Genomic DNA, 23884 nt, shown 5'->3' with positions numbered 1-23884 from the left:
TCATAGTAAGTAATTAGCCTGCTATTGCTTCATCTAGTTGGTATGGATGTTAAAAAACTTCCGGTTAACAAAAGGGTCAAATTGCTTGTTGATGCGCTTGACGGCGCAGAAAAAACCAATGAGACCTTATCTAGTTGTGAGACAGGTGAAGAAATGTTAGATGTGCTTTTGGAGGTTTCTCTCAATTTGAGACTAGGACTTACTCGAGATGATTTGATGCGTACTCCTCCAATAAGGGATTGGATTTGGTGGAAAAATAAGCAAGCTTTAGTGATGTTGGGAGAGGGAACTCTGCGCCACCAACAGGATGTATCCACTAGAACAAGATGGGATTCTTGGACTATTAGTTTTTTTCAATTCTTCCGTATTAAACGCTGAAAACTTAATTTCTATTGATGTTACTTGCCGAATAGATATTCGGTGCGCGGGTTTTGCACCAGACTCTTCATTTCTCGTACTGCTTCTGTTAGTCCAACGGCTATTGAACGAGCAATTATTGAATGTCCGATGTTCAATTCTTCCATCCCTTCTATTAGAGCTACGGCTTCAACGTTCTGATAGGTAAGTCCATGACCTGCATTGACTCGCAGTCCAAGACTCCTTGCTATCGCAGCTCCTTCCTTGATTTTTGATAGCTCTAAAGGTTTATTTTGCCTAGATGCTTCAGCATAATGGCCTGTATGAAGTTCAATCCATGTTGCTCCAACTCTTGCAGAAGCCTCTAATTGCTCTTTGTCTGGGTCAATAAATAAGCTCACAGGAATGCCTGATGATTGGACTTGCTCAATAACATTCTTGAGATATTTTTCATTTGCAGTAATTGATAGACCACCTTCTGTCGTTACTTCTTCACGCTTCTCTGGGACTATTGTGACCATTTCAGGCAACGTATTTAATGCTATCTGAACCATTTCTTCAGTTGCAGCCATTTCTAGATTCAGACTACTTTTGACGGTTTCTCTTAAAAGCTGTAAGTCTCGATCTTGAATATGACGTCTATCTTCTCTGAGGTGGACTGTAATCCCATCAGCCCCACCAATTTCAGCGAGAAATGCCAATTGAACAGGGTCAGGTTCAATAGTTTGACGTGCTTGACGCACATTTGCGATGTGGTCAATGTTTACTCCCAGACTTGCCATGAGTGAATTGAAGTGGATGTGCTTTTTTAGTTGTCTATTTTGATTTCTTGTGAGAGCTTATTTAGACGCAAGGTTAACTGCCCAACCCATAGAGGAAAAACCAATCTTCAAAAGGTAAGTTCAGATGAATGGAGGTTATAGTTCAAGTGCCCTCGGCTCTTGCTAATCGCGAAACAAACTTGTGTCTTGGGATAGATCCGTTTTGGAGTCCTCTGGCAATGGTCACTACTCAGGACATTGTCTTGAGAAATTATTTTCGTGAAAGGATTGTTCTAGGTATTCACAATTTGCCATTGAAAGGAGCAGTTTTGTTAGCTCCAACTCATCGTGCTAGATGGGACGGCCTGATGTTGACAATGGCTGCAGGGCGACGAGTTACAGATCGAGATTGTCGTTTTATGGTTACTCGCACTGAGATGAATGGTTTGCAAGGATGGTTTTTGGAGCGTTTGGGTTGCTTCCCTGTAGATCAGGTAAGACCATCATTAACCTCATTAAGATTTGCTATTGATCTGATGATTGAAGGGCAGCAGCTTGTGGTCTTTCCTGAGGGAAGGATAAACCGTACAGAAAAGCCAATAAGACTTAAGCAAGGTTTAGCTCGTCTTGCGCAATTGGCTGAAGTAAAAGGTGTTGATGTCCAAGTAGTGCCTGTGGGACTTGGTTATAGCAATATGACGCCAAAGCCTTTCTCTAAAGCAGCTATTTGCTTTGCAGAGCCTATGAAAGTAGAGGGGTTTGGTAGAAAAGCTGCTATTAGCTTTAATACCGCACTAGCAGCAAGCATGCATTCAGCTGAACAAGCTGCCCTAATGGCAGTAGGCCGTAAGAACAAAGCGACTTAAAGTCTTAATCACTTTTGTTTCTCTACTTCATGCGTTGTCGCCTCCCGATGACGGCATTTGCCCTCACGACTAGTTTGATTTTTTGTCCTGGTCCATCATTCTCTGAGACAGCTCCTTCCTCTAACTACAAGGTTTTAGCTAGTGAAGAAGTGGGGTTTAATGTTTCTTCTCTTGAAAAGCTCTTAGAAAAAGGTGATGAAGCAGTTGCTCAGGAGAATTTCGAAGAAGCCAAGCAGAATTTTAAAAAAGCTAGGGAAGCATCCAAGTTATTGCTTTCCTTTTATAGAGATTTGTCAGGTGCTTTTCGAGGTCTTGATGCTCGTATCCCTCGTGAAATGGATGCAAAAGGGCGAAAAACTCTCATTCTTCTTTCAAAAGCAAACCTCAGACTTGCAGCACTATTACGCCGCCAAAATCAACCTGAGGTGGCAGTCCCATTACTCGTTGAAGTTGTGAGGCTTACAACTCCGGCTAAAAAAGAGGGGCAGAAGGCTTATCAAAGTTTGGTTGAGTTGGGTTTTGTTGATACCCCTTATCTTGGTGCAAGGTAAAGCTTCTTTCGGTATTCACATTTTTGAGTAGTTTTTACCAAATCTATTTTCCTGACATCTATTCCCTTATGGTTGATTTTGACGAAGTAGGAGCCTCAATTAGGCGTGTAATACCTGACGCTCATGTCACTATTGAGGACATGAGTGGAGGGGGTGATCATTTGCAGGTGAATGTTGTTTCTCCTGTGTTCGCTGGCCTTTCTTTGGTTCGTCAGCATCAATTGGTATATGAGGCCCTTAAGGATGATTTAGCTAGTGAAGCTATTCATGCATTGGCCTTGAACACTGCTACACCTAATTGAACTTTTCTATCTTTTTTTTTAATGGATTCAAATACACGTACTCGAATTGAGGCCCTTGTTAATTCAAGCCCAATAGTGGTCTTTATGAAGGGCACAAAATTAATGCCGCAATGTGGCTTTTCTAACAATGTGGTACAAATTCTCAATGCTCTTGGCATGACCTTTGAAACTTTTGATGTTCTTTCTGATGAAGAAATTCGTCAGGGCATTAAGGATTTTTCAAATTGGCCAACAATTCCGCAGGTTTATGTCAAAGGAGAGTTCATAGGTGGTTCAGATATTCTCATTGAGATGTATAACTCAGGCGAGCTTCTTGAAAAACTAGAGATTGCTTTGGCTTCTTAATCAGTTATGACCTGGCTACCAAACTTCTTTTTTATAAAACAGAGTACTGATGTCATCATTTGGTCCAATAAAGCTAGAAGGGTCAAGGATCCATTTTTCTATAAGTTTTTCTAGTTTCTCTTGCTCTCTTTGTTCGAGCTCTCCGGACTTTCTAAGGGCATGTAAATACCCTTCTGCGTAAAGCCTTAGTTCGGCTGGACTTAGGTGACGACTGGTTAATTCCTGGCAGGCATCACAAATTGATTGGAAATGCCTTATGGCTGCAGGATGATCTAGTGATGTCATGGTCTGAGAGCAAGACCGTTTCTTTTCACAGCCTGCCATTGAATTGCTTTATCGTAAGCGTGCTCTTTTAAGGCATGTGAACACCATCTCTTCAGATTTGCTTTCAAACGAGCAAAGCCCATCATCATCTTTGGGGTCTTTGTCCTCACAGGCTACTGCTCAAAGCCCTGCCAAGGTTCTTGTTGTGGAGCCCCATCCGACCCTCCGAACTGTGTTGGTTCAGAGGTTGCGTCAGGATGGCCATCTCACTGCTGCAGTGGCTACAGGCATAGAAGCTGTAGACCTTTGTAGAGAACAAACTCCTGACCTTTTGGTCAGTGCAGAATTGCTCGAGAAAAGTTCAGCAATAGGCTTAGCTCAACAATTGGGATGCTCAGTAATTGTTCTTACAGCGCGTCCAGGAGTGGAAACCCTAGTAGGGCTTTTAGATGATGGGGCAGATGACGTGCTGCGAAAGCCATTTGGCCTTGAAGAATTGGCCGCTCGTTGTAGAACTCTTCTGAAACGAGGAAGAATAGGTTTGCAAGAGCGCGTAACGGTTGGCCCTCTAGAAGTTCATTTATTGTTGAGACAGGTAACTTTGCAAGAAAAGCCAGTTGAATTAAGTCCTAGAGAGTTTGCTCTTCTTTGCGCTTTATTAATGCCTCCAGGAATGGTTCGCAGTCGTCAGGAGCTTTTAAGGATGGCCTGGCCCCCATTTAGCGGGGGACCACGGTCAGTAGATACACAGGTTTTAACTCTTCGTCGTAAACTTGAACAAGCTGGTCTTGGAGAAGGTGGAGGAATTACAACAGTTAGACAGCAAGGATATCGCTTTAGCCTAGATACTTTACAGGGGTAATTCATTTACTAAAGATCCTAATATCTTTTGCTCTTAATAGAATTTAGGATCTCAACTATCTCTTAAGCAATTACAATTAAGATAAAGCGTTAAATGAAAAGTTGAATAAAGCAAGGGCCCTCTAGCTTTGCTTTTTGGTGCGCTTAAATCAGTTTTGCTGTTTGGTCTCTATTTGGGCAGATTCCAAGGGTTTATCCCTAGTTCTGCTCCAATACGATGTGCGCAGGCAAAACCACTGAAAGCAACGGCATTTAGTCCTTGTCCAGGGAAGCAGGAGTCTCCTACACAAAACAAATTCTTGATATTTGTACTGTTGAAGGGCATTGGTAGTAAGCCTGGTAGTCGCATTGAAGGAATGGGTCCATAACTCCCTTGATGCCGCCCTAGAAATCGTCGGTGACTACGTGGTGTCCCGATTTCTCTATGAGTGACTTCTTGGCTTATACCTGGCAAAACTCTTTCGATCTTTTCTATTAGACGGTCTGCGTGAGAATTTTTTCTTTTAATGTAGCTTGAGGTTGTTAGGCCTTTCCATCCTTTAATGGAAGAGGGGGTAAAAGCATGAAGGATATGTTTCCCTTGAGGGGCTAGAGAGGGATCTAGTAATGTAGGTATTGAAATAAAAATGACACCTTCTTCATTTTCCATTTCATCCCACTTATCCAAAATTAGGTGATGACAATGGGTCCCTTTAGGTATAGAAGAGCTATTTACACCAAGATGTAGAGATAGAAAAGATGGTGATGGAATATAACGATCTCGCCATTTTTTTTCAGAAGCTGGTGTTTTTTTTGGATCTATTAAGGCTTGTCTACAACCCTCTCCACCAAAAGTGTCCCAGCGAGTTGCATTTGAAATAACTTTTTTAGCAAGAATATTTTCTCCATTTGCCAGCTGGACACCAATAGCTTGGTTACCCTTTAAAAGAATCTTTTTAACACGTGATTTGTATCTGATTTCACCATTATGATCCTCTAACCCTTTTACAAGCTTTTGGGCAATTACGCCTACTCCTCCCCGAGGGTAGTTAATTCCCCCAGCATGACGATCCGAAAAAACCATTCCTGCATTGATCATTGGTGTGCGGTCTGCGGGCATTACAGACCAACAAAAGCATTCAATATCGATAAATCTCAATAACTTTGGATCTTTTATGTAGCGTTTGGCAACGTCTCCAACATTTACTGGTAGCCATCTCGCTAAACCTAGACATGCTAAAGGTGCCTTGAAAAATACTTTTGCTAAATATGCAGGATCCTCGATGGATAGTAACGGCATTGAATCTAGGCAATTAAAAACTTGCCAGCAAATACCATAGAAGCGTTTGATTCCTGAGGCTTCATGTGGAAAGAGGGAGGTCAAGTCGGAGATGAATTGCTCATAATTCCTATCAACGGCAATATTGAAGTTGTCAGGGAGATGATATGCCAGTTGAACGGGGTCAGGAATTGTTTCGACTTTCTTCCCTACATCTGCTAATGCACGTGTAAGCAAGTTTGTATAACCATCTTCTCCAAAACCGAAGATCATTGATGCTCCAACGTCGAAGGTGTATCCATTCCTTTTGAAAGATCCACCACTTCCTCCTGGAATTGTGTATCTCTCTAAAACGAGCACCTTTGCGCCCTTCGCAGCTAGCTGGCTAGCGGTAACTAACCCTCCAAGCCCTGACCCAACTATGACTGCATCCCAACTTTTTTGGGTTGTACTTACAACATCCATAGCGTCTTACCAACTATATGAACCTAAGTGCTCACAAGTAAGCCTTAAATTTCTGCTTTTAGAGTAGATGCTTTTTTTGATCAAAGTTTTTGGAAAGGGTGAGTGATGCTTCTAAGATCTTTTAGTGCTCTATCCCTGTAAGCACCATAACGATCGCGTTTGTTTTTGATTCGTGCAGGGAGTTCCGGCATTAGCCCAAAATTTGCTGGCATTGGTTGAAAATGACCGTTCCTCCTAACTTTTTTCATACTTTCAACATTACTAATAAAGTTTGTAAGGGCTCCAATCATGGTTGTTGGAGGAAAGGTTATTGGGACTCGGTTTAGAGCCAGTAATGCGGCATTAGTCCCAGCCAGCCAGCCGCCTGCCACCGCGGCTGCATAGCCTTCTGTTCCTGTGATTTGACCAGCGGCTAAGAGTTGTGCTCGTTGTGTGAATTGGAGAGTAGGTTTCAGTAGATTTGGCGATTCAATGAAAGTATTTCTGTGCATTACTCCGAAACGTACAAATTCTGCATCTTTTAGTCCAGGAATCATTCTCAGGACACGACTTTGTTCTCCCCATTTCAGATTGGTTTGAAATCCAACTAAGTTCCAGAGGCGTCCAGCACGATCTTCTTGGCGTAATTGAGCCACTGCATAGGCACGCTTTGCTTTCCTGACTTCTTTGTTATTGAGGTCACCCCAACGCTCATCCCAGAGTCCAATGGGTTTTAGTGGTCCATATCGCATAGTATCTTCACCTCGACGAGCTAGCTCTTCAATTGGGAGACATCCTTCGAAGTAATTAGCTGAAGCTTGATCGAAGTTTTTTAATTCAGCCACTTCGGCTTTCAGAAGTTCTTCTCTCAGGGCAACATATATATTCCTTTCCATAGGACAGTTTATATAGTCTGCATCGCCTTTGTCGTAGCGGCTAGCTTTAAAGGCTATTGATAGATCAATACTTTCCCCAGTGACGATTGGGCTTGCAGCATCGAAAAAATGGCAGTATTCAAGACCTGTGAACTCTCTTAGGTCATTTGCTAAATCATCGCTTGTTAGAGGACCAGTAGCAACAACTGTGATTTGTTCTTCTTTGGGTAAATGCTTTATCTCTCGCCTTTCAATAGTGATTAGTGGATTGGAAGAAACTTTTTCAGTGAGATTTTGACTGAATTGACTTCTATCAACTGCCAGAGCTCCACCAGCTGGAACTGCATGTTTATCGGCAGTAGCAATGACTATTGATTCCAACTTTCTAAGTTCCTCTTGTAATAGACCTGCTGCACGATCACTCTTAAGCGAACCAAAACTATTGCTACAAACGAGCTCGGCAAAATGGCTTGTGTGATGAGCAGGAGTTTTGGCTACTGGACGCATTTCTATAAGTTTTACTTTGACGCCTGCTCTTGCAATCTGCCAAGCAGCTTCTGTGCCTGCTAACCCTGCACCGATTACTAAAACTGAAGGTAAGTTGGCCAATGAATTTAGTTTTTACCTTTAGCCTGAGCTTAGTGAGCTTGGATGTGAACACTCTGTTTAGTTGCTTTTTCGCATCTCTTCACTTGGAGAAGGTTGAGTGGGTGGTGTTGAAGAAAAAAATACTAAATCGCTAGGGATACCTTGATTTATTAGTTTTTGGAAGTCTAGATGTCTGAAAAAGTCAGCAACCATTCAATTTTTGGTAGGCCGCATGATAATTTCCTTTCGTGCCTTTATGGCATTTATGGGGGTCGCTAGCTCAGCGGTAGAGCATCCGGCTTTTAACCGGCTGGTCCTGAGTTCGAATCTCAGGCGACCCATACATTTCCTTATTCAAGACTGATTCCCATCAATTTTTGTATAGACCCAACTTCATTCAGCCTGATCAGCATCCAGGCCCGATCTGTTGCCTCAGTGGTTTTAGAGAGCTTTTAAAGTCTTTGAATAAATGATTTTTGTGATATCCATGCTTTAGTCAAATCTTTTGTTGAGTAAGCTAGAACAGTTAAATAATTTAAATTTTTTCAATGCTGTTTGGCCTATCAAAGAAGCAACTAGTGGGGTGGGGGCTTCTTGCTACTGGAGTAAAGGTGGCTTTTGGTTTGTGGCTGTTTGGCCGTTTGGGATGGCATTTGCCTTGGTAATTGATTGTTTTATCCAGTCTTCCAAGAAATCTATGATATAAAAGGATTTCTTTAGTGAGAGTTTTATATTCAATTTAAATAGTTGAGCTTCCTCTGACTTGTGCTTATCTTATTTGAAAAGAGAGTGGTTTTGATTATTTAATTTTCAGCAGGCAAATTACACATAATTTTGATAAACTAATAACTTCAAATAAAAACTTTTTGGATCCTACCCTTCCTTTTTGTAAATAGAGGATTAACTAATTATATGAATCTATGACTATGCATTTGTTATGAAAACTGCAATTCCTAAAGCTATTGAAGCAACTATAAACTATTGCTTTAGTATCTTCAGATATACTTTAGAAGTCTTTTGTAGATATGTATAAATCAATCCTAATACTAGTTACTCTTTTGATTTGCCCTAGAGGGGTCCAGGCGGGCTTAGATAAATTCAGCTTTTTGGATCAGGTTGAGAATTGGATTATTGAGCGTAAATTCAACTCTTCAAATGAAACTATTTCTTGTAGAGCCTCTATTCCGAAGAATGGGACTTGGTTTGGTGCTCGAATTCGATTGGATGGCAATGATCAATTGCTTTTTCCTTCGGAACACTTGAAAAAAGCACTTAGCCTGAAAACAATAAAGAGTGTTAGAAAAGCTCTAAAAGCTTGCCGTACTGGATTGATTTACCTTCCAAACGAAATTGGCCAATAATTAATATTTTGCCCTTTTGTGATAAATAAAAAAACTTTTCAGTAAAATTTAAGAAAATCTTTTACCCTAAAAGTAGAATTTTTCTCTCTTAAATGTTAGGGAAAGCTTACAAGCACTGGCAGAATAAGAACTTTTCTTGCTGAATGGATGTGGCTCTATCTGTTCAGATCAATGAACAAATTTGCTTTAGTAGGAGTTGCTATCGCATTTAACGTATCTCTTTATGTTTGGGCTTTAATAAGATTGCCATTTGTTTGATTAGAAACATAAGCCCTCTTTTAATAGTGCTTTGGAATAAATTCGCAAGATCTTTTCAGGGCGCTAACCTCGGATTGTCGAATTAATTTTGGCGAAATCTGTTAGGCAGGATGGATTTATGGCAATGGACAAGAAATCTGCAGCAATCACCAAAGCCAAGAAAGGTTGGTTGTGGAGTTGGGCGGAGCCTGAAACAAGACCGATGGTCTTGCCTAAGTCAAAGACGGAAAGATTGGCTTTACAGGCCAAACTTGCAAATATTGATGCTGAGCGAGCAGTAAGCCGAGCTTATCAAATTGAATTAACGAGAACAAAGGCCGTCAGTGAGGCAATGTTTAAGTCAGGCAAGGCTCTGCGTTATAGCCTTATTAGTACTGCTCGACAAATTCTTTTGCGTACTGAAGCGGCACGTCGAGAATTTGAACCTGGATATCGGCAAAGGTAAACTCTTTGTATTTATTCTGCCAGAGATCCTAAAATTTTTTGAAGTGCAGAAAAATTGAGTTTTAGGATTAATTTTTACAAACCAATGTAATTTGGAAGTATTTATCAGCAAGGACTAAAGAAAAGATAAATATGTCTTTCCCTTGATGCAATAAATCTAAAACACCTTAAATCATGATTCCAACATAAAAAAACTTTTTATTAAAAACTCGAATTCTTCCTTCGTTCTTTTAGATTCTGTATAGATAGATCATTTATATTAGGAATAATAGTTTTTGCATATTTTGGACCTATCAAGTTCTCTCTTGTGGATTTCTATTCCTTTTGTTCTTGCTACTGTCTACTTTGGGACTAGAAATGGATATTACGACACCGAGAAATACGAAGGTGATGGCTGTGCCCATGATGTAAAGAGATAAATTAGATCAGGTTCTGATCTAGAAATGATTTAGTGAAAATGGTTCTTTTAAAAAGAAAATACAACTGATCTAAGGAGATTCGCTTTTAAATGTTCTAGCGAAAAAAAACCTATTACATATTTCAAGATAAACGTGATAAAATAAGATTTAAAAATTTTATTTTTTCGTGGATGAGATGGCCTCCTAATAAATCTTGGACCAGTATATATTCCAGGAATGGTTACCGACATTTTGTTGCTATTAATTATGGCGGCAAGAAAAAAGAACGCTGGGTTGCTCTTGTTTCAGTTTTGGATGGGAAGTCACGCTTTGTAGTGCCATGGAGTGAGATGCAAGATAATTCTAAATGGATTTCTGGCTGGTTATCATTAGCTAAAGATGAGGCTAATTCTTGCTCGGAGGAATTTGGAAACATTGAGCTTGCAAAAGCTTGTCTTCATCCTTCTAAAGATTCTGGCCTTCTAATACCATCAGAAAAAAATTTGATCAGGCCATGGGATTATGACTAAATTTCCAAGAATGAAAGAAATATCTCAATATACATATGAATTTTATTTGAAAGATATTTTTTCTTTTAGGTGAAGAAGCCTTAATTAACAACTTATAGATAAAAGATACAATTCCATCGTATTCGCCTTGACTTTTGCTTCAGCTCTTTCTTTATTAGATATTGCCAATAGAATATGTCTAGAAGTTTTAGCTTTATTTTGCATCGCTCTTCTTACCCTTCCTAAATTTTCAAATTACGTTATTAATAGGGAAATTTGCCTGAGCTAATGAGCGATAGTGATAGCCCGTGGGTCTCTGGGAAAGAGGCAAGTCATCACCTTGGCGTTAGTGAAAAAACCCTTCAACTTTGGAGGGAAATTGGATATTTAAAGCCTGGTACTCATTGGAGAAGCGCTCTGACATCACATCAGATGCCCTGGAAGCCCGAAGTCTTATATCATTTGAGATGGTGTGAGGAAGAAATTAATTATTGGCTTGCTCAGGATGCTCCAATTAATGATATGGCAGCATGAAGACCATCTAGTAAAAATATTTGGTCTTTATAAAAGAAAATTCATAAGCCATAGATTTGGTAAATCTGTTTAATTTAATGGCTCCTTATAAGAATTTTTTTGCTATGAATTTTTTTAGCGCCCATCTGGTATTGATCAATACTGCCTAGTAGCTTTATTCAGCCAATATCAATAGGAAGGTCAGGAACAAATCTTTTTAAAAAATATAAAATAAATACAACTGCTACTATATTTCCCACCATTGCTATTGCAAACCGGACCTTGAGATCTTTGAGCACAGGATTAGCTAGTGCTGTTTCCCAAAACTGCAGGATTGGTCCACCAGCCATTTTTCATTTGAACGAACTTATCCATTGAAGTTAGTCCATTGAGCGGTTGTTAGTCAGGTGAGATAACGTTGAAATTAGTTTTTTTCTACAAAAAAAAGACTTTTTAAAGCTTTACATCCCTCATTTTGTCTATAAGGAAATTATAAGAAGAAAAACCATATTGATTTGGCAGAGGTTTTTGCTTGGTAAATCAGAGATTCTTTAAAGGTTTCAATGCTGAAATAGGCTAGGTTTTTAGCTGCCATTGACCATTGCACTCATTTTGGACGTGTTGGACCTATAAGAAGTTTGCTTTCTTGAAGATGGAGTGATGAGTGATCAGAGAGGTCGACCAGAAATGAACTGATGGGCTGCTGGGACGTATTGATAAAGCAGGAAAGCAATTAGGAGTAGGAGGTTGCCACCTAGGACAACGCCTCCAGTGATCATGTTTTGCTTATTGGAGGTGTAATCCCACTTTGGTTGACTTTCAGGTGCTTGTTCTTCTGGGGACACGGATATCAGGAGGGGTTTTCTTGCATTCGAAGTTATTTTACGGCAAACCCTCGCAATCATTATGAGTGAAGGGGATGAAATAAAAATTTAAAATGGTTTTTTACTTTTTGATCGATTATTGGGGTTCTTCCCCTAGATATGGATTTTTTTTCGAAGATAGATTTATGAGCTGACCTTCAAGTCTTTAATCTCTAGAAAATGAGTTTGATAGAAAGCTTTCTAGTTTGATTTAAAATACGAAAAGGCTGAGAACATGCCGCTTAATTATTTGAATGATCTGTCTTTCCTTGAGCAATAAAAATTTTTGACAAACTGCTTAGTACTACCTAGCTTAAGAGCTCAATTATACCAAGAACGCTATATATGGCTATATATAAAAGGACTCGCCCTTCATATGGTAGTTGCTTGAACCTTTTTTTTAAGGCTCAATAGATCTGTATCTAAAAATAAATGACTAATATTCAAATTCGAGCCAGGCCTTCAAAAGATATTCATCTCGCCACCTTGAGCGAGGCTAGTGGTAAAAATATTAAAATAAAGTTAGGCCTTGTTGAGCTAATCTTTCAAGGCTTAATCTTACTCTTACTTGTTTAAGTCAAGGTTGATAATTACTCAAAGGTTAGGTTGAGATTCTTTTAGGCAGATAATTTGACTATAGTTTTTTTAAGTAAATGTTTTTATGGCTGGATTCATTCCTATTGGAATCACGCTTTTTTGACCTTTAGCTTTGCATAGTTCATATTCCTTGATTTTGAAATTTATCTTTGGATTAGTTCTATAAGGCTTGATCGGCATAAAAGTAATATTATTTGTGAGCAAAAAGTTCTCCAGATATCGAGGGATGGATTTACTCCTGAAAACGATTAATGGAATCCTTTCTTTAAATATATTGTCAAGTCATAGCCTAGCAATAGGGCTTTTTTGCTTGCTGGGATTGCTTTTGGGGTTTAGCCGAAGCTTTAAGCCTGCATTGAATTTAGAAATGGTTGGCATACCTATCGCTTTAATAGTCGGAGTTTTGGTCCTAGCCATTGGCCCATATGGTCAATTTCCTTTATTGCCAGAAAGTGTTACTGAGACTTGGATTCAATTTCCAGCGCCTTTACTGACTCTGGTTTTTGCCACTTTGATGCTTGGTCGCCCTATCCCAAGAGGACGTGGTGTTTGGAAGCCTATTGCCTCGCAATCATTGGTTGGGTTAATGCTTGGTTTTGGTCAATACCTAGTAGGAGGCTTAGCTGTTTTATTGATTTTAATTCCTTATTTAGGAGTAGACCCTTTAATGGGATGTCTAATAGAAGTGGGCTTTGAAGGTGGGCATGGGGCGGCTGCAATTATGGGCAAAAGCTTTTCAAGGCTTGGATTCCCTGAAGGGCTTGATCTTGGCCTTGCAATGGCAACAGTGGGACTACTTTCATCAACAGTTTTAGGCAGCGGCCTCGTTGTTTTAGGCCGTTGGCGTGGGTGGATTGCTATTCAATCCTCTGAAGAGATTAAAAACGCCACACCTTTGGCAGATTCCAATAGCTTCATTGAAAGGTTTCGTGAGGCAGCTGTAAACTTGGCATTTGTTGGATTGGCCGTACTTTTTGGGGTAGGTCTGTTATATGGCTTAAGACTTTTAGCACCTTTTTTGGGGGATCTTTTTCAAGAAGTTCTTTTGGTCTTTCCTGTTTTTCCCTTGGCATTATTGGGTTCTTTGTTTATTCGCTATTTGTTAGAAATAACTGGTAATACAGATTTGATTTCTGCTTTGCTAATGAGAGGTATAGGCATTCTGGCGACTGATCTTCTAATTACGACAGCTACAGCTAGTGTGAACTTGCCACTCCTGATCAATGATTGGGTACCATTGACAATCCTTGCAGTAACAGGACTTACATGGAATCTTGCAGGGATGTTTGTTGTCGCCAGATTAACTTTTCAAGAAGAGTGGTTTGAGCGATCCATAGCAGAGTTTGGTAATGCCACTGGTGTAGCTGCGAGTGGGGTATTGCTTTTGAGGCTTGCAGATCCCAACAACGTCACAAGCACTCTCCCAATTTTTTCAACCACTAGATTATTTTTACAGCCATTACTCTCAGGTGGGCTTGTTACTGTTATTGCCCCAATCGCAGTTGTAAAGCTAGGACTACTTGGATGGACTGAAGTTTGCGGATTACTAACGATGGTATCTATTTTCCTTGCATTTTTCATGCAAGGGAGCTTTTCTGAAGAAGTGAATTGACTGGCGCAGTGTTTTTTGCCTTATTCATTGAAGTAACTGCTGCTTTAGTCTAATATTTTGAAGCAATTCCCAATGAATCCAAGGCCTTATCAGGATATTCCTTCTCAAGAATCAAGAGAAAAGTGGTTTAAAAGTCATTTATTAGGGCGCGAAATTGAATTAAGGGAGGTGTATGAATTACCGCAAAATGAATTAGATTTACTTATGGCCGAAACTGCTGAATTTAGAAGTGATCCTGATAATCGAGATAGAAACTTGGGAAAATATTGTACTGCTGGTTACTTCTTAGAACTCTCTAGGATTGTTGATAAACGCAGATCAGGGGATGATTAAATAATTTTATTATAGACTTCTTATAACTTAGATATTTTACATGAAATACTTAGCTTTTTGAGCTTTCATGGGAAAGGACAATAGAAACTTAATTCAAGATTCTTTATAACGCATAACAAAGCACCTATTGCAAAGCATACTAATAGGCCGCATAAATGGAATGAATGTTTTGGCATCTTCGGTGCCAAAAACTCAAGGACTTCACCTTATTTAGAAATTAATCATGAACCTTATCAATTATTTGCAATTTCTTGAGCCAATGCAAGACCAATTTACCAAGGTCTATTCAACAATGTCGGGAATAGTTGCTGTACTATTAATACTTTGGATTTTAAACTTCATCGTAGGTATAATACAGAAAACATATTCAATTGGCAAAGCCTTTGGGGGGATCTATCGAAATTATCTTCACAGGCATTTTAAAAGTGCTGTGATTAAAATGATTTCTTTATTTAAATCTCGTAGGCCTGAATCAACAGTTTTGTGAATAAAAACAGAATTTATGCTTAGGGCATATGCTTTATTTCAGAACTTTAATATGCCTGCAAAAAAAATTACCCCCTAAGTAAAGACAACCATTTAAGTCTTTGCTCTAGAGGGTAATTAATTGTTGTTTTTGGGATTTTAGAAACTAACCACCGGTAAGGCTCGTAACTACAGTAACTACAGCGATAATAAGCCCCCCCCACTTGATCACTGGCTGAGCATTGTCATATGAGACCGCTACTAGGATGGCAGCTAGGCTGATAACTGGAAAGTTAATGTCCATGGAGAACTTTTAGAACGAGTCTTCAGTTTTGTAGCAGGAAATACATTCTGTGTCCATATTTATTAAGCAAAAAAATGGTTACTGAGACTCAGATTAGGTTAAGGCATTTCATTCTTTGCAAGTATTGAGAAAGTCAACCTGCTTAAGTCTTTTCTTTATAAAGGTTCATTCTTGATGTGTGATGTGATTAAAGCGTGCACTCCGTTTTTGTTTGCTTGGGCCTTGATTGTGGAATTTTGGGTTTAAGAGCTTATAAACCACAGTATTGCAAACTCGTTAGATAAAGCTTTTTTTGTCAACTTCTTGGTTTGATATGGACTTGTTAACTAATTCCTGATGCTTTGATTAAATAGTGATGGACTTCTACTTAATTGGTTTATTGCTTATGCTTTTGAGCTTTTCCCTTTTGGCGAGGCTTAGGCTATATATTTATTTTTATTTATCCTGTTGAAGGGTTATTGAATGGACTTATTTCTTTAAAGTTATACGGGATCTTATTTCTCAAGGTTGCAATTGACCTCTATTTCAAATGGGATGCAAGTATTTGGCAATGTTAATAAGTTGCTGACAATAGAAGCAAGATCATTAGGTTGAGTCATTTCCTCTTGACTTATAGATTTTATGCCTGAGGCCATATCTGTATTGACCCAACTAGGACATATAGCAGTTACTCTTATTCCACTATCCCAACCCTCATTCCTGATTGTTTGGCAAAGACCCATTAACGCAAACTTGCTCATGCAATAACCAGCAAGGTTGCTTTTGGATCTTTTCCCACTTAAGGAAACTAAGAACATAACTCTACCTTGCCCATCTTTTGATATCTCTCCCCAAGCCTCTTTCGTCAAAAACCATGGTGCCATCACATTGACTCTCCATAACTGTTCTATTTCACCTTCCTCACTATCAGAAAATAGAAATTTTGTTCTATTAAATATTCCTGCACAATTTATTAGGCTATCTAATTTCTGAAAATGATCTAAAGTTGCACTTATCCAATCTTTTGCTGTCTGAGGAGAATTACCTTCATAATGGTTCAAAATAACCCTATTTGAGCCGGAAATATCAGGGTCTAGCTTACTTCCTTTTACAGAATTTAAATCCCTTATACCTAAGCTAATCCTATGTCCATCTTCAAGTGCCTTTAATGCAATAGCTCTACCAATCCCTCGACTAGCACCGCTAATAAGAATAGTTCTCAATGTTCAATTTAGTGGTTTTAGGAATTGCCAGAGAAGATATAGTTCCCTTCCTTGCATACCCATTAACCCCCAACGTACACTCCAAGGTGCTTTTACGAACATAGTCCACATCGCTTGTACCAGTTCACTAAGACTTAGCGTGTTAGTAAGGAATCCATACCACTGATCACTCTGGAGCGCAAAAAATCCTTTAAAAAAGTCTCTCAATTGTGCTTCCTCGAAACGCATCAACTTCTCTAATCCAAATTGATAAAGGGCTTGTTTGCGTCTGAGGTCTGGTGGCCAAAGAACAGCCCACCCTTTTTCAGCTAATGCAGCAGGCGATGCATTTTTATCACGCATTGCTTTAGCTAGAACCTTTGCTACAGAGGGTGATCTTCTCAGTAAGCCACCAACCATATATCCAGAAGCGGGATGAACCATTGCAGCAGCTCCACCAAATCCTAAAACTGGTTGTTGTAAGTCTGGAAGTGGCATGTTCATAGGGAGATACAGGCCTAGTTCTTCATGTTCTAATGAAGTTAATTCAAGCTTTCGATGTGCTAAACGCTGCTTAAGTCGAGATTTTAAAGTCTCTAGTGTTACTGGTGGAGCTAATCCTAGGGAAGTTTCTTCTAGAAAGAACCTGCCATCCCCTAGGTCCATGGCGTACAAAAATGTTGGTGGCTCTTCTTTCTCTTTTGAACTTAAGTGATCGCACCTATAGTCCATTAAAACGAATTGCCCCTCTTCAACAGGTGGGGTATTGAATCGTCCCACTACTCCATAACAAGTTTGAATTGCAATTGGCCAATTTTTTCTGCTTTTGAGAAACACGGGCTCATAGCCAGTTGCATCTATAAGAAGCCTAGCTTTGTGCTTTTTTCCTTCCGCTGTAGTAACGGTGCAAAGGTTTTCGTCAATTTCTAGCTCAGCTGCATATCCTCTATGCCATTGAACTGATGCGGCATCACATTGCTTTATCCAATAGCGTTGTAATTTTTTCTTGTCAAAAAGTCCGTAGTCCCTGCCATGGTGGGTAGCTTTATTTGCATCAGCTTTTGGCTCACTTGCTCCTGAGCCGAAAAAACTGACTGTGTTTTTCCATCGATGCTCTAAGAGATGTTGGAGGCCCATTTCGTCTACTTCCTCTCCCCAGATGCCATAGGTGTATGGCCATGGATCTGTATGGTTGCTTGCCGCAAGGACTTCAACTCGGAGGTTTTCTGCTCCCAGTGCGGCTGCAATAGCCAAGGCACCCGGTCCAGCTCCGAGCACTAGGACATCGATAAATGCCCTAGTGCTCATTTTGACGCTGAGTAATGTGCACTACCTTGACTCTATGCTTCGTTTTTGGCTGATGAGTACAAAAGTATCGTGAAGCAAAGTGGAAAGTGTCATCGATCACGATTGTTACGTCCTCTGCTCACTCTTTGAGGTTACCTCCTCTCGACCAAGCTAAATCAAATTTCTAGCTGCATCAGCGTAGCTTTTTAACCTTCTTCTTTAGAAGAGGGTAGTGGATCATGGAATAAAAGCATTTTTAAATTACTTTTTTATGATTTATCTATGTATGTTTTGAACTCTCTACGATAAAAGCTGATTTATTTATGCCTAAAACTGCTACTTAATTATTAAGATAGCCTTTTAGATTATTTTAATAAAATCCTGGATGACTAAAGTTATCTAATCATAAATCTATTATCCTTAGTTTGATACAAATTCTTTTTAAGACATAAATAGTATACTCTATAGTTGATTTTAATTTATTTAAAATCACTTTAATTCTTTTGGAAGGAATCTTGCTGCTTTGATTTATGAGACAACTCCCCGCTCCAAATAATAGAAATATACTGGTTACTGGCGCAAGTTCAGGAATTGGTTATGAAGCTGCCCTAGGCATGCTTAGAAATGGTCACAAGCTCATTCTTCCTTGTCGTAATGAGAGCACCTCTAAATGTTTATTCAAGAGATTAGAAGACAAGTCTGAATATAAGTCAGACTTGTCAGAGATGATATTCACTCCGATTGTTGACTTATCAGACTTGAGAGATATAGAAGATTTTGCTAAACAACTACTTGCAAGAGATAAATCTATTGATACTCTTATTCTTAATGCTGGCTTGCAATATACTGGATCTAAATCAATTAGGTGGTCCTCACAAGGGTTTGAATTAACTTTTGCGGTGAATCATCTTGCACATCAATACTTGACTGAAAGCATCTCTTCTCTCTTGTGTAACTCTAGATCACCTAGAGTGGTAATTACTGCTTCAGAAGTGCATAACCCTGAAAGCCCGGGTGGGCGAATTGGAAAACCAGCTGGCCTGGGAGAAATGTTAGGAATTAGGCGAGGTAAAGGATTCTCTATGGTTGATGGTATTTCAAATTTTGATGCAGATAAAGCGTATAAAGATACTAAACTTTGTAATATTCTTTTCGGCCGAGAATTATATAGACGTTTGAATCTAATGGGATTCCCTATGCCAGTAATTGCATGGGCTCCAGGTCTCGTAATTCCTCGCACCAATAAAGGTTTTTTTAGATATAGCAGACAATTTAATGAGTTAGGTCAACGTCTATTTTCTTTAGTTGCAAGAGATTTTCTTCGTATTACTGAGAGTCCAGAGAAAGCGGGTGAACTCCTTTTTAAACTGGCTACAGAGCCTGAATACAATGAAGTTGGATTTAGCTACTTTAGCAATAGAATTTTGAGCCCAGGAAGGCGTAGTTTTGATAGGAGCGAAATTAGCAATGAGGCAAATCAAAATAATAAGGCTGAATTGTTATGGGAATATACAAAAGAACTATATAATCTTGCTTGATTTAGATTGAAAAACTAGTTTTTAAAGTATTATTTTAAATATTAATCTTGACCATTACTTGTTAAATGAATTGTCTGAGTTGGGTATGCAAAATCAATACTTTTCTCTTCAAAGATCTTCATTATTTCAAGATTTACTTTCTGCTGAGCCTCCATTGCACGCAGATAATTATTTGTAGGAATGTAATAAACCAATTCGAAATCTAGGCTAAATTGACCAAACTCAATAAAGTGACAACGGTCAAAAATAACATCTTCGGTTGAATCAACAATTGTTTGAATAATACTTGGGATATGTTGCATTGTTGAATGCGGTGTTTCATATACAACTCCAAGTTTATGAACTAGTCTTCTATATTCCATTTCTCCATAGTTAGCAATTTTTCCATTAGTTAATGCACTATTACTCATTACAATAATCTCACCATTAATACTTCTTAGGCGAGTTGAACGTACGCCAACCCTTTCAACAGAGGCCCAAATACCATCAACGTTGATAAATTGACCATTTTCAAATGGCTTATCGAGAAGAATAGTTATGTACTCAAAAAACTCTTGTACAGGTTCTTTTAAAGCCAGTCCTGCTCCAATACCACCAGCACTTAATAGTGCCCAAATTGCCGCCATTTGGACACCCATATTTTGAAGGTAAAAAATAAAACCTATGCACCAAACAAGTGCACGAAACATGGGACTTAATGATCTCAGCATCGTACTAACTGAACTATCATTAATCTTTAAAGACCATCTTTCTATTAGTCTAAATACTATTTTATTAATTAACCTTACTAAAAGGATAAGGCATATTAGTTTTATTATTCCAAGTACTGCATTACTTATTTCATTTTCAATAGGTAGAATTTTCCATGCAATTGAAGCACTTATAAGGAGACCTAGAGGTTTTATAGCATTTGCTATAACTTGAAATATGAAATCATCTGTTTTAGTTTTAGTTCGTGCTGCTATTCTTCCAAAGATAACTCTACTGATGCGGGCAGCTAACAATGAAAGTAGGCTGCCTATAATAAAAGCAGCAGCGGATGTTAGGAGGAGCCTATAAAAATCATCCATTACTTATGAGCAAATAGTCAATTACTACTTTGCCGCAAATTAAGGTTTTTGCTAGTCCTTAAACACAATCTATAAAATTTAGCTTCTAACCCTTTCTCCTTTTTATAAGCTCACTAATTCCTTTGAATTCGCTCCTTTCTGCATTCCTACACCATTCAAAGATGATTGATTCTGTGGTTGATATTATTGCCCCAGCTTTTTCTAGCCTTCTAAGTGCGGTTATATGATCGATATTATTTCTACTTCCGACAGAGTCAGCTGCGATAAATACATTAAAGCCATTAGCTATAAAGTCTAGCGCTGTTTGTTGTACACATATATGTGTCTCGACTCCACATAAAAGTATATTCTTAAGACTTAAATTCTCTATTTTATTTATTAGCGCTGAACATTTAAAACAACTAAAACTCATTTTAGAGAAAGTATTTTTATTTTTATAATCACCTAGCAACTTCACTGTTTCTCCCAACTTATGAGGGTTTTGCTCTGTAAAGAATTGAGGTATGTTCAAAATTATTCCCGCATCAATTAATTTTCTGATATTAAATAAGATATCATCTTTATTTTCGATAGCTTTTGCAAGCTTCTCTTGTACATCGATGACTATTATTGCAGTACTCTTCTCCTTCATTCTTAATGGCGCCATGTTTGAGTTGTTAAAAACTGTTTTCTTATCTTATTCAATTCTTCCAAATTTATGAAATAGTTGCTTTCCGCCTTATTGCTTAACATCAATCTTGCCTATTGCTCTCATTAGTGATTACTATTGAGAAAAAGTACGCGGTTGTAGCTTTGCTTGGTTCTTCGCCTTTTAATCGCTTTGAGAGGCCTTTAGAAACTGGCTTACATCAAGAAGGGCGCCGTTTAACACCTCAAAGAAGAAAAATACTAGACCTGTTTGAGAATATTGGAGCCGGGATGCATCTCAGCGCTGAGGATGTACATCATCAATTAATGGAAGCCAAGTCTCGTGTATCTTTAGCGACGATTTACCGAACGCTTCGTTTGTTAGTAGAGATGGGCTTTTTGCATGAACTTGAATTGAGTGAAGGTGGGCACAGATTTGAACTGGCGAGCGATGATCACCCTGACCATCATCACTTGGTATGCGTCACGTGCGGCCGTACTGAAGAATTTGAGAATGATCATGTTGTTCAAGCTGGGAGAATCGCGGCAGAAGCAAATGGATTTAAACTTATAGAATCAACGCTAAATGTGCGCGCAATTTGTCCTGGTTGCCAATAAAGTTATTCGAAATAATTATGAATCAATCTATTTGGCTTCTAAAGAACCACTACAACTAGAGCCACTTCCAGCAGTGCATCCATAGCAGTGCTGTCCCACCTCAATGGACTCTCCTTCTAAAATAAGTTTTTGATTTAGTAGATCTTTAATGTGATATCGACCCTGCATATGTAGTCCTAGTTGCTGATTGAAGTCACAGTCGTATAAGAGGCCTTGCCAATCAACACTTATTAAAGTTTTACACATCACATTTTCTAAGTTTGAGCTATTATATTTCTCAATAAGTAGCTTCTGATAATTGCTTAATTTTCCAGAAATTTCTAGCTGTGCAGCAAATCGCTTGATTGGCATATTAGTTATGGTATATAAATTATTAAATGAAATACCATATCTCTCGTTTAATTTTTCCCTGTAATCAGCTTCTAGCTTTGCTTGTGGAGGAGGTAAGTTATCTCCCTGCGGATTAAATACTAGGTTTAATATTAAACTATCGTTATTTTTTCCATAACCCAAACTATTTAATTGCCTTAGACCCATAAGGCTTCTTTCGAAGACACCTTTCCCTCGTTGCATATCCACATTTTCTTTTTGATAACAAGGCATTGAGGCTGTAACAGTAACTTGATTTTCAGCTAAGAAATCTGCAAGACCTTCATTACCTGGCTCATTTAAAATAGTTAAATTGCATCTGTCTATAACTTCTACTCCAAGGTCCCTAGCCGCAATTACTAACTTCTTAAAATCTGGATGAAGTTCTGGCGCTCCACCGGTTATATCTAGTATATTGAGATTGTAATGTTTAAGGACCTTAGGGATTAGTTCTAAAGTCTTTTTGTCCATCATTTCCTTCCTTTCTGGCCCTGCATTTACATGACAGTGACCACACTTTTGATTGCAGCGATAGCCAAGATTGACCTGTAAAGTAGTTAGCTGACTTCTGCTTAACTTAGGGAAAGTACAAACTGCCACTTGGAAAATTAGGAATCAATATGACATTACTGGCTACTATCATAAAGCTCTTTTTAAAGCATTCTTTCATACTTTAAAACGTGTAAAGATTGTCATTTGAATTCCTTAGAAAAAAGCTAGAGCTTTTTAAAGCATGTTTTGTCGTACCACTCTTTGTTCTTCTGCTAACTGGCTAAACCATTTAATATAACCTTTTGGACCGGTTCTGAAGTATGTATTAAACTTAAGAGGATCATCCGGATCACTTATGCCTTTTAATTGATTATTTGAAAGGCTTGGACGATCAACTTCTCCAAAACTACTATCAACTAAGACCACCCTATTTCTCTTGTTATATAGGGTGCCTAGTTCTTGAATTAATGTTAGGAAGCCTCTGTCACTTCCCCCTCTTTGCCAACCTTCTCCTGTCTGTGATGGGTGCGATGTGACAGTATCACCAACTCCAATTATAAGAGGCATCTCATCTCCTGATATCTTCTTTTGACATAGATCTTTTAGTTCTTGAATTGTCCTTGGCGCATTTCTCACATTAAAATCTTGTCCTAATGGAGCTTTCCCAAATCTATTTTGGATAAATTTATTGATTAATACAAGAAGTCCTGCTTCTTTTACTGCTCCACTAAGCATAAATTGAATATCAGTTGTTCCTACATCTCCAGCTGAAGAAAACTTTATTGCCTCTTTATTATCTCTTTCACCAAGATTTGGAGCTATATGTAAGAAGAATGAACTATTTAATCCTTGACTATTTGCCAAACTTAATAGATTATCCATTATATTCATAAGCATGATTTGTATCTTTTGTTGCAGCTTTATGTCATTTGGTATTAGGCTAAATATTCCATTCAAGTTAACTGTTGGAGAGAATCTTGTTGCAAGAACAGCTGCTCTTGCAAAATTTTGAGCTTCCCCTTTTTCTAGCATTGGCAAAATTTTAGTAAGATTTTTTGTTAGAAGATCTTCCATTAATTCTGTTATCCTACTAAGAAATTGTAACTCTTCGTTAGATACACCAGGATACTCTACTTGCCCAAACTTATTTTGATATTCAATACCACCGGCAGCTAGTCCAGGAAGATATATATCTGAATTATGGGATAAATTTGCACTTTTATATGCTTTTTCAATCACTCTATTTACACCTCTAGTTCCTTCATGCTCTCCATTTGTTAGAACAGCAAATTCACCATTGAATTTTCTAGCTGCTTGGACATAAGTGATATCCACCTTTCTTTCTAATGGATCTTTTACTAAAGGGATGCATACACCATCAATGTCTTGTACTATAAGATAATTGTGTGAGGCTAGAATCTCTTCAAGTAGAATGCTGGGCTTAATTTCTGGTTGCATAGACTTTTACTTTATTCTCATTCTTAGCATCATTCTATAATAAATTATACTATTTAACCTCACAAGCTAAGTTTTCTTCTTGATTAAGTGTGTATAGCTAAAAAAACTTGCTTCT

General features: G+C 38.5%; 27 protein-coding genes and 1 tRNA gene. 15 read left to right on the top strand and 13 right to left on the bottom strand.

What is annotated here, in order from left to right:
* Positions 1–24 precede the first annotated feature (24 nt).
* Positions 25–378: a hypothetical protein gene (locus tag SOI82_RS03605; protein ID WP_320668009.1), complete on the top strand. Its 354-nt coding sequence runs from the start codon at positions 25–27 to the stop codon at positions 376–378.
* Between the two features lie 20 nt (positions 379–398).
* Here the strand turns inward: SOI82_RS03605 and SOI82_RS03600 are convergent, their stop codons facing one another.
* Positions 399–1139 carry a pyridoxine 5'-phosphate synthase gene (locus tag SOI82_RS03600; protein ID WP_320668008.1) on the bottom strand — a complete coding sequence of 247 codons (741 nt, stop codon included), beginning with the start codon at positions 1137–1139 and terminating at the stop codon, positions 399–401.
* A 128-nt stretch (positions 1140–1267) separates the two neighbouring features.
* Here SOI82_RS03600 and SOI82_RS03595 point away from each other — a divergent pair, with 128 nt between their 5' ends.
* The 4 genes from SOI82_RS03595 (at position 1268) to grxD (ending at position 3182) form a co-directional block, all read left to right on the top strand.
* Positions 1268–1984 carry a lysophospholipid acyltransferase family protein gene (locus SOI82_RS03595; protein WP_320668007.1) on the top strand — a complete coding sequence of 239 codons (717 nt, stop codon included), beginning with the start codon at positions 1268–1270 and terminating at the stop codon, positions 1982–1984.
* Positions 1985–2013: 29 nt separating this feature from the next.
* The gene (locus tag SOI82_RS03590) at positions 2014–2535 is read left to right on the top strand and encodes a hypothetical protein (RefSeq protein ID WP_320668006.1); all 522 of its coding nucleotides are present in this window, start codon (positions 2014–2016) and stop codon (positions 2533–2535) included.
* 68 nt (positions 2536–2603) lie between these two features.
* The gene (locus SOI82_RS03585) at positions 2604–2837 is read left to right on the top strand and encodes a BolA family transcriptional regulator (RefSeq protein ID WP_320668005.1); all 234 of its coding nucleotides are present in this window, start codon (positions 2604–2606) and stop codon (positions 2835–2837) included.
* A gap of 21 nt (positions 2838–2858) precedes the next feature.
* The gene (gene grxD / locus SOI82_RS03580; protein WP_320668004.1) at positions 2859–3182 is read left to right on the top strand and encodes a Grx4 family monothiol glutaredoxin; all 324 of its coding nucleotides are present in this window, start codon (positions 2859–2861) and stop codon (positions 3180–3182) included.
* Positions 3183–3197: 15 nt separating this feature from the next.
* Here the strand turns inward: grxD and SOI82_RS03575 are convergent, their stop codons facing one another.
* Positions 3198–3467 (bottom strand): DUF6761 family protein, encoded by a 270-nt coding sequence (locus SOI82_RS03575; protein WP_320668321.1) that lies wholly within the window; start codon positions 3465–3467, stop codon positions 3198–3200.
* Between the two features lie 97 nt (positions 3468–3564).
* Between SOI82_RS03575 and SOI82_RS03570 the strand changes: the two genes are divergently transcribed.
* Entirely contained in the window at positions 3565–4308 is a 744-nt protein-coding gene (locus SOI82_RS03570; protein ID WP_320668320.1) for a response regulator transcription factor, read from the top strand.
* 168 nt (positions 4309–4476) lie between these two features.
* Here the strand turns inward: SOI82_RS03570 and crtH are convergent, their stop codons facing one another.
* On the bottom strand, positions 4477–6030 hold the full coding sequence (gene crtH / locus SOI82_RS03565) for a carotenoid isomerase (RefSeq protein WP_320668003.1): 1554 nt from the start codon (positions 6028–6030) through the stop codon (positions 4477–4479).
* Between the two features lie 80 nt (positions 6031–6110).
* Positions 6111–7493, bottom strand: coding sequence for an FADH(2)-oxidizing methylenetetrahydrofolate--tRNA-(uracil(54)-C(5))-methyltransferase TrmFO (trmFO, locus tag SOI82_RS03560; RefSeq protein WP_320668002.1), 1383 nt, complete (start codon positions 7491–7493; stop codon positions 6111–6113).
* A 248-nt stretch (positions 7494–7741) separates the two neighbouring features.
* Between trmFO and SOI82_RS03555 the strand changes: the two genes are divergently transcribed.
* The 5 genes from SOI82_RS03555 (at position 7742) to SOI82_RS03535 (ending at position 10976) form a co-directional block, all read left to right on the top strand.
* Positions 7742–7813 (top strand) — tRNA-Lys (locus SOI82_RS03555).
* 684 nt (positions 7814–8497) lie between these two features.
* The gene (locus SOI82_RS03550; protein ID WP_320668001.1) at positions 8498–8833 is read left to right on the top strand and encodes a hypothetical protein; all 336 of its coding nucleotides are present in this window, start codon (positions 8498–8500) and stop codon (positions 8831–8833) included.
* Positions 8834–9179: 346 nt separating this feature from the next.
* Positions 9180–9536: a hypothetical protein gene (locus SOI82_RS03545; protein ID WP_320668000.1), complete on the top strand. Its 357-nt coding sequence runs from the start codon at positions 9180–9182 to the stop codon at positions 9534–9536.
* Between the two features lie 588 nt (positions 9537–10124).
* Entirely contained in the window at positions 10125–10463 is a 339-nt protein-coding gene (locus SOI82_RS03540; protein WP_320667999.1) for a TIGR02450 family Trp-rich protein, read from the top strand.
* Between the two features lie 267 nt (positions 10464–10730).
* Complete coding sequence (locus tag SOI82_RS03535; RefSeq protein ID WP_320667998.1) at positions 10731–10976, top strand: hypothetical protein; 246 nt, start codon at positions 10731–10733, stop codon at positions 10974–10976.
* 158 nt (positions 10977–11134) lie between these two features.
* Here the strand turns inward: SOI82_RS03535 and SOI82_RS03530 are convergent, their stop codons facing one another.
* Positions 11135–11305 (bottom strand): hypothetical protein, encoded by a 171-nt coding sequence (locus SOI82_RS03530; RefSeq protein WP_320667997.1) that lies wholly within the window; start codon positions 11303–11305, stop codon positions 11135–11137.
* A 318-nt stretch (positions 11306–11623) separates the two neighbouring features.
* Positions 11624–11800, bottom strand: a complete 177-nt coding sequence (locus tag SOI82_RS03525; protein ID WP_320667996.1) for a hypothetical protein — start codon at positions 11798–11800, stop codon at positions 11624–11626.
* An 841-nt stretch (positions 11801–12641) separates the two neighbouring features.
* On the opposite strand from SOI82_RS03525, the gene SOI82_RS03520 reads away from it, so the two are divergent.
* Both SOI82_RS03520 and SOI82_RS03515 read left to right on the top strand, forming a co-directional pair.
* Complete coding sequence (locus SOI82_RS03520) at positions 12642–14027, top strand: sodium:solute symporter (RefSeq protein ID WP_320667995.1); 1386 nt, start codon at positions 12642–12644, stop codon at positions 14025–14027.
* A 72-nt stretch (positions 14028–14099) separates the two neighbouring features.
* Positions 14100–14360 carry a hypothetical protein gene (locus SOI82_RS03515; RefSeq protein WP_320667994.1) on the top strand — a complete coding sequence of 87 codons (261 nt, stop codon included), beginning with the start codon at positions 14100–14102 and terminating at the stop codon, positions 14358–14360.
* 631 nt (positions 14361–14991) lie between these two features.
* Here SOI82_RS03515 and SOI82_RS03510 read toward each other — a convergent pair.
* The 3 genes from SOI82_RS03510 to crtL form a co-directional block, all read right to left on the bottom strand.
* The gene (locus SOI82_RS03510; RefSeq protein ID WP_320667993.1) at positions 14992–15129 is read right to left on the bottom strand and encodes a hypothetical protein; all 138 of its coding nucleotides are present in this window, start codon (positions 15127–15129) and stop codon (positions 14992–14994) included.
* Between the two features lie 494 nt (positions 15130–15623).
* Positions 15624–16331, bottom strand: a complete 708-nt coding sequence (locus SOI82_RS03505) for an SDR family NAD(P)-dependent oxidoreductase (RefSeq protein ID WP_320667992.1) — start codon at positions 16329–16331, stop codon at positions 15624–15626.
* Between the two features lie 3 nt (positions 16332–16334).
* Positions 16335–17618 carry a lycopene beta cyclase gene (gene crtL, locus SOI82_RS03500; protein ID WP_320667991.1) on the bottom strand — a complete coding sequence of 428 codons (1284 nt, stop codon included), beginning with the start codon at positions 17616–17618 and terminating at the stop codon, positions 16335–16337.
* Between the two features lie 509 nt (positions 17619–18127).
* On the opposite strand from crtL, the gene SOI82_RS03495 reads away from it, so the two are divergent.
* Positions 18128–19135, top strand: a complete 1008-nt coding sequence (locus SOI82_RS03495) for an SDR family NAD(P)-dependent oxidoreductase (protein ID WP_320667990.1) — start codon at positions 18128–18130, stop codon at positions 19133–19135.
* Between the two features lie 41 nt (positions 19136–19176).
* On the opposite strand, the gene SOI82_RS03490 is transcribed toward SOI82_RS03495, so the two are convergent.
* The gene (locus SOI82_RS03490) at positions 19177–20205 is read right to left on the bottom strand and encodes a mechanosensitive ion channel family protein (RefSeq protein WP_320667989.1); all 1029 of its coding nucleotides are present in this window, start codon (positions 20203–20205) and stop codon (positions 19177–19179) included.
* Between the two features lie 85 nt (positions 20206–20290).
* On the bottom strand, positions 20291–20851 hold the full coding sequence (locus tag SOI82_RS03485; RefSeq protein ID WP_320667988.1) for a hydrolase: 561 nt from the start codon (positions 20849–20851) through the stop codon (positions 20291–20293).
* Positions 20852–20997: 146 nt separating this feature from the next.
* Here SOI82_RS03485 and SOI82_RS03480 point away from each other — a divergent pair, with 146 nt between their 5' ends.
* Entirely contained in the window at positions 20998–21450 is a 453-nt protein-coding gene (locus SOI82_RS03480) for a Fur family transcriptional regulator (protein ID WP_320668319.1), read from the top strand.
* A 27-nt stretch (positions 21451–21477) separates the two neighbouring features.
* On the opposite strand, the gene arsS is transcribed toward SOI82_RS03480, so the two are convergent.
* Positions 21478–22419: an arsenosugar biosynthesis radical SAM (seleno)protein ArsS gene (gene arsS / locus SOI82_RS03475; RefSeq protein WP_320667987.1), complete on the bottom strand. Its 942-nt coding sequence runs from the start codon at positions 22417–22419 to the stop codon at positions 21478–21480.
* A 126-nt stretch (positions 22420–22545) separates the two neighbouring features.
* Entirely contained in the window at positions 22546–23769 is a 1224-nt protein-coding gene (gene stpA, locus SOI82_RS03470) for a glucosylglycerol 3-phosphatase (protein ID WP_320667986.1), read from the bottom strand.
* Positions 23770–23884 lie beyond the last annotated feature (115 nt).

This window comes from Prochlorococcus sp. MIT 1307, assembly GCF_034092395.1.
Lineage (GTDB): Bacteria > Cyanobacteriota > Cyanobacteriia > PCC-6307 > Cyanobiaceae > AG-363-K07.
This window is presented reverse-complemented; position numbering and strand designations above follow the sequence as displayed.

What these genes read in the sequence shown, in the direction of transcription:
- SOI82_RS03600 (WP_320668008.1), bottom strand. Translation starts at nt 1,139, where the DNA reads ATGGCAAGTCTGGGAGTAAACATTGACCACATCGCAAATGTGCGTCAA.
- SOI82_RS03595 (WP_320668007.1), top strand. Translation starts at nt 1,268, where the DNA reads ATGGAGGTTATAGTTCAAGTGCCCTCGGCTCTTGCTAATCGCGAAACA.
- SOI82_RS03590 (WP_320668006.1), top strand. Translation starts at nt 2,014, where the DNA reads ATGCGTTGTCGCCTCCCGATGACGGCATTTGCCCTCACGACTAGTTTG.
- SOI82_RS03585 (WP_320668005.1), top strand. Translation starts at nt 2,604, where the DNA reads ATGGTTGATTTTGACGAAGTAGGAGCCTCAATTAGGCGTGTAATACCT.
- grxD (WP_320668004.1), top strand. Translation starts at nt 2,859, where the DNA reads ATGGATTCAAATACACGTACTCGAATTGAGGCCCTTGTTAATTCAAGC.
- SOI82_RS03575 (WP_320668321.1), bottom strand. Translation starts at nt 3,467, where the DNA reads ATGACATCACTAGATCATCCTGCAGCCATAAGGCATTTCCAATCAATT.
- crtH (WP_320668003.1), bottom strand. Translation starts at nt 6,030, where the DNA reads ATGGATGTTGTAAGTACAACCCAAAAAAGTTGGGATGCAGTCATAGTT.
- SOI82_RS03550 (WP_320668001.1), top strand. Translation starts at nt 8,498, where the DNA reads ATGTATAAATCAATCCTAATACTAGTTACTCTTTTGATTTGCCCTAGA.
- SOI82_RS03540 (WP_320667999.1), top strand. Translation starts at nt 10,125, where the DNA reads ATGAGATGGCCTCCTAATAAATCTTGGACCAGTATATATTCCAGGAAT.
- SOI82_RS03535 (WP_320667998.1), top strand. Translation starts at nt 10,731, where the DNA reads ATGAGCGATAGTGATAGCCCGTGGGTCTCTGGGAAAGAGGCAAGTCAT.
- SOI82_RS03530 (WP_320667997.1), bottom strand. Translation starts at nt 11,305, where the DNA reads ATGGCTGGTGGACCAATCCTGCAGTTTTGGGAAACAGCACTAGCTAAT.
- SOI82_RS03520 (WP_320667995.1), top strand. Translation starts at nt 12,642, where the DNA reads ATGGATTTACTCCTGAAAACGATTAATGGAATCCTTTCTTTAAATATA.
- SOI82_RS03515 (WP_320667994.1), top strand. Translation starts at nt 14,100, where the DNA reads ATGAATCCAAGGCCTTATCAGGATATTCCTTCTCAAGAATCAAGAGAA.
- SOI82_RS03510 (WP_320667993.1), bottom strand. Translation starts at nt 15,129, where the DNA reads ATGGACATTAACTTTCCAGTTATCAGCCTAGCTGCCATCCTAGTAGCG.
- crtL (WP_320667991.1), bottom strand. Translation starts at nt 17,618, where the DNA reads ATGAGCACTAGGGCATTTATCGATGTCCTAGTGCTCGGAGCTGGACCG.
- SOI82_RS03495 (WP_320667990.1), top strand. Translation starts at nt 18,128, where the DNA reads ATGAGACAACTCCCCGCTCCAAATAATAGAAATATACTGGTTACTGGC.
- SOI82_RS03490 (WP_320667989.1), bottom strand. Translation starts at nt 20,205, where the DNA reads ATGGATGATTTTTATAGGCTCCTCCTAACATCCGCTGCTGCTTTTATT.
- SOI82_RS03485 (WP_320667988.1), bottom strand. Translation starts at nt 20,851, where the DNA reads ATGGCGCCATTAAGAATGAAGGAGAAGAGTACTGCAATAATAGTCATC.
- stpA (WP_320667986.1), bottom strand. Translation starts at nt 23,769, where the DNA reads ATGCAACCAGAAATTAAGCCCAGCATTCTACTTGAAGAGATTCTAGCC.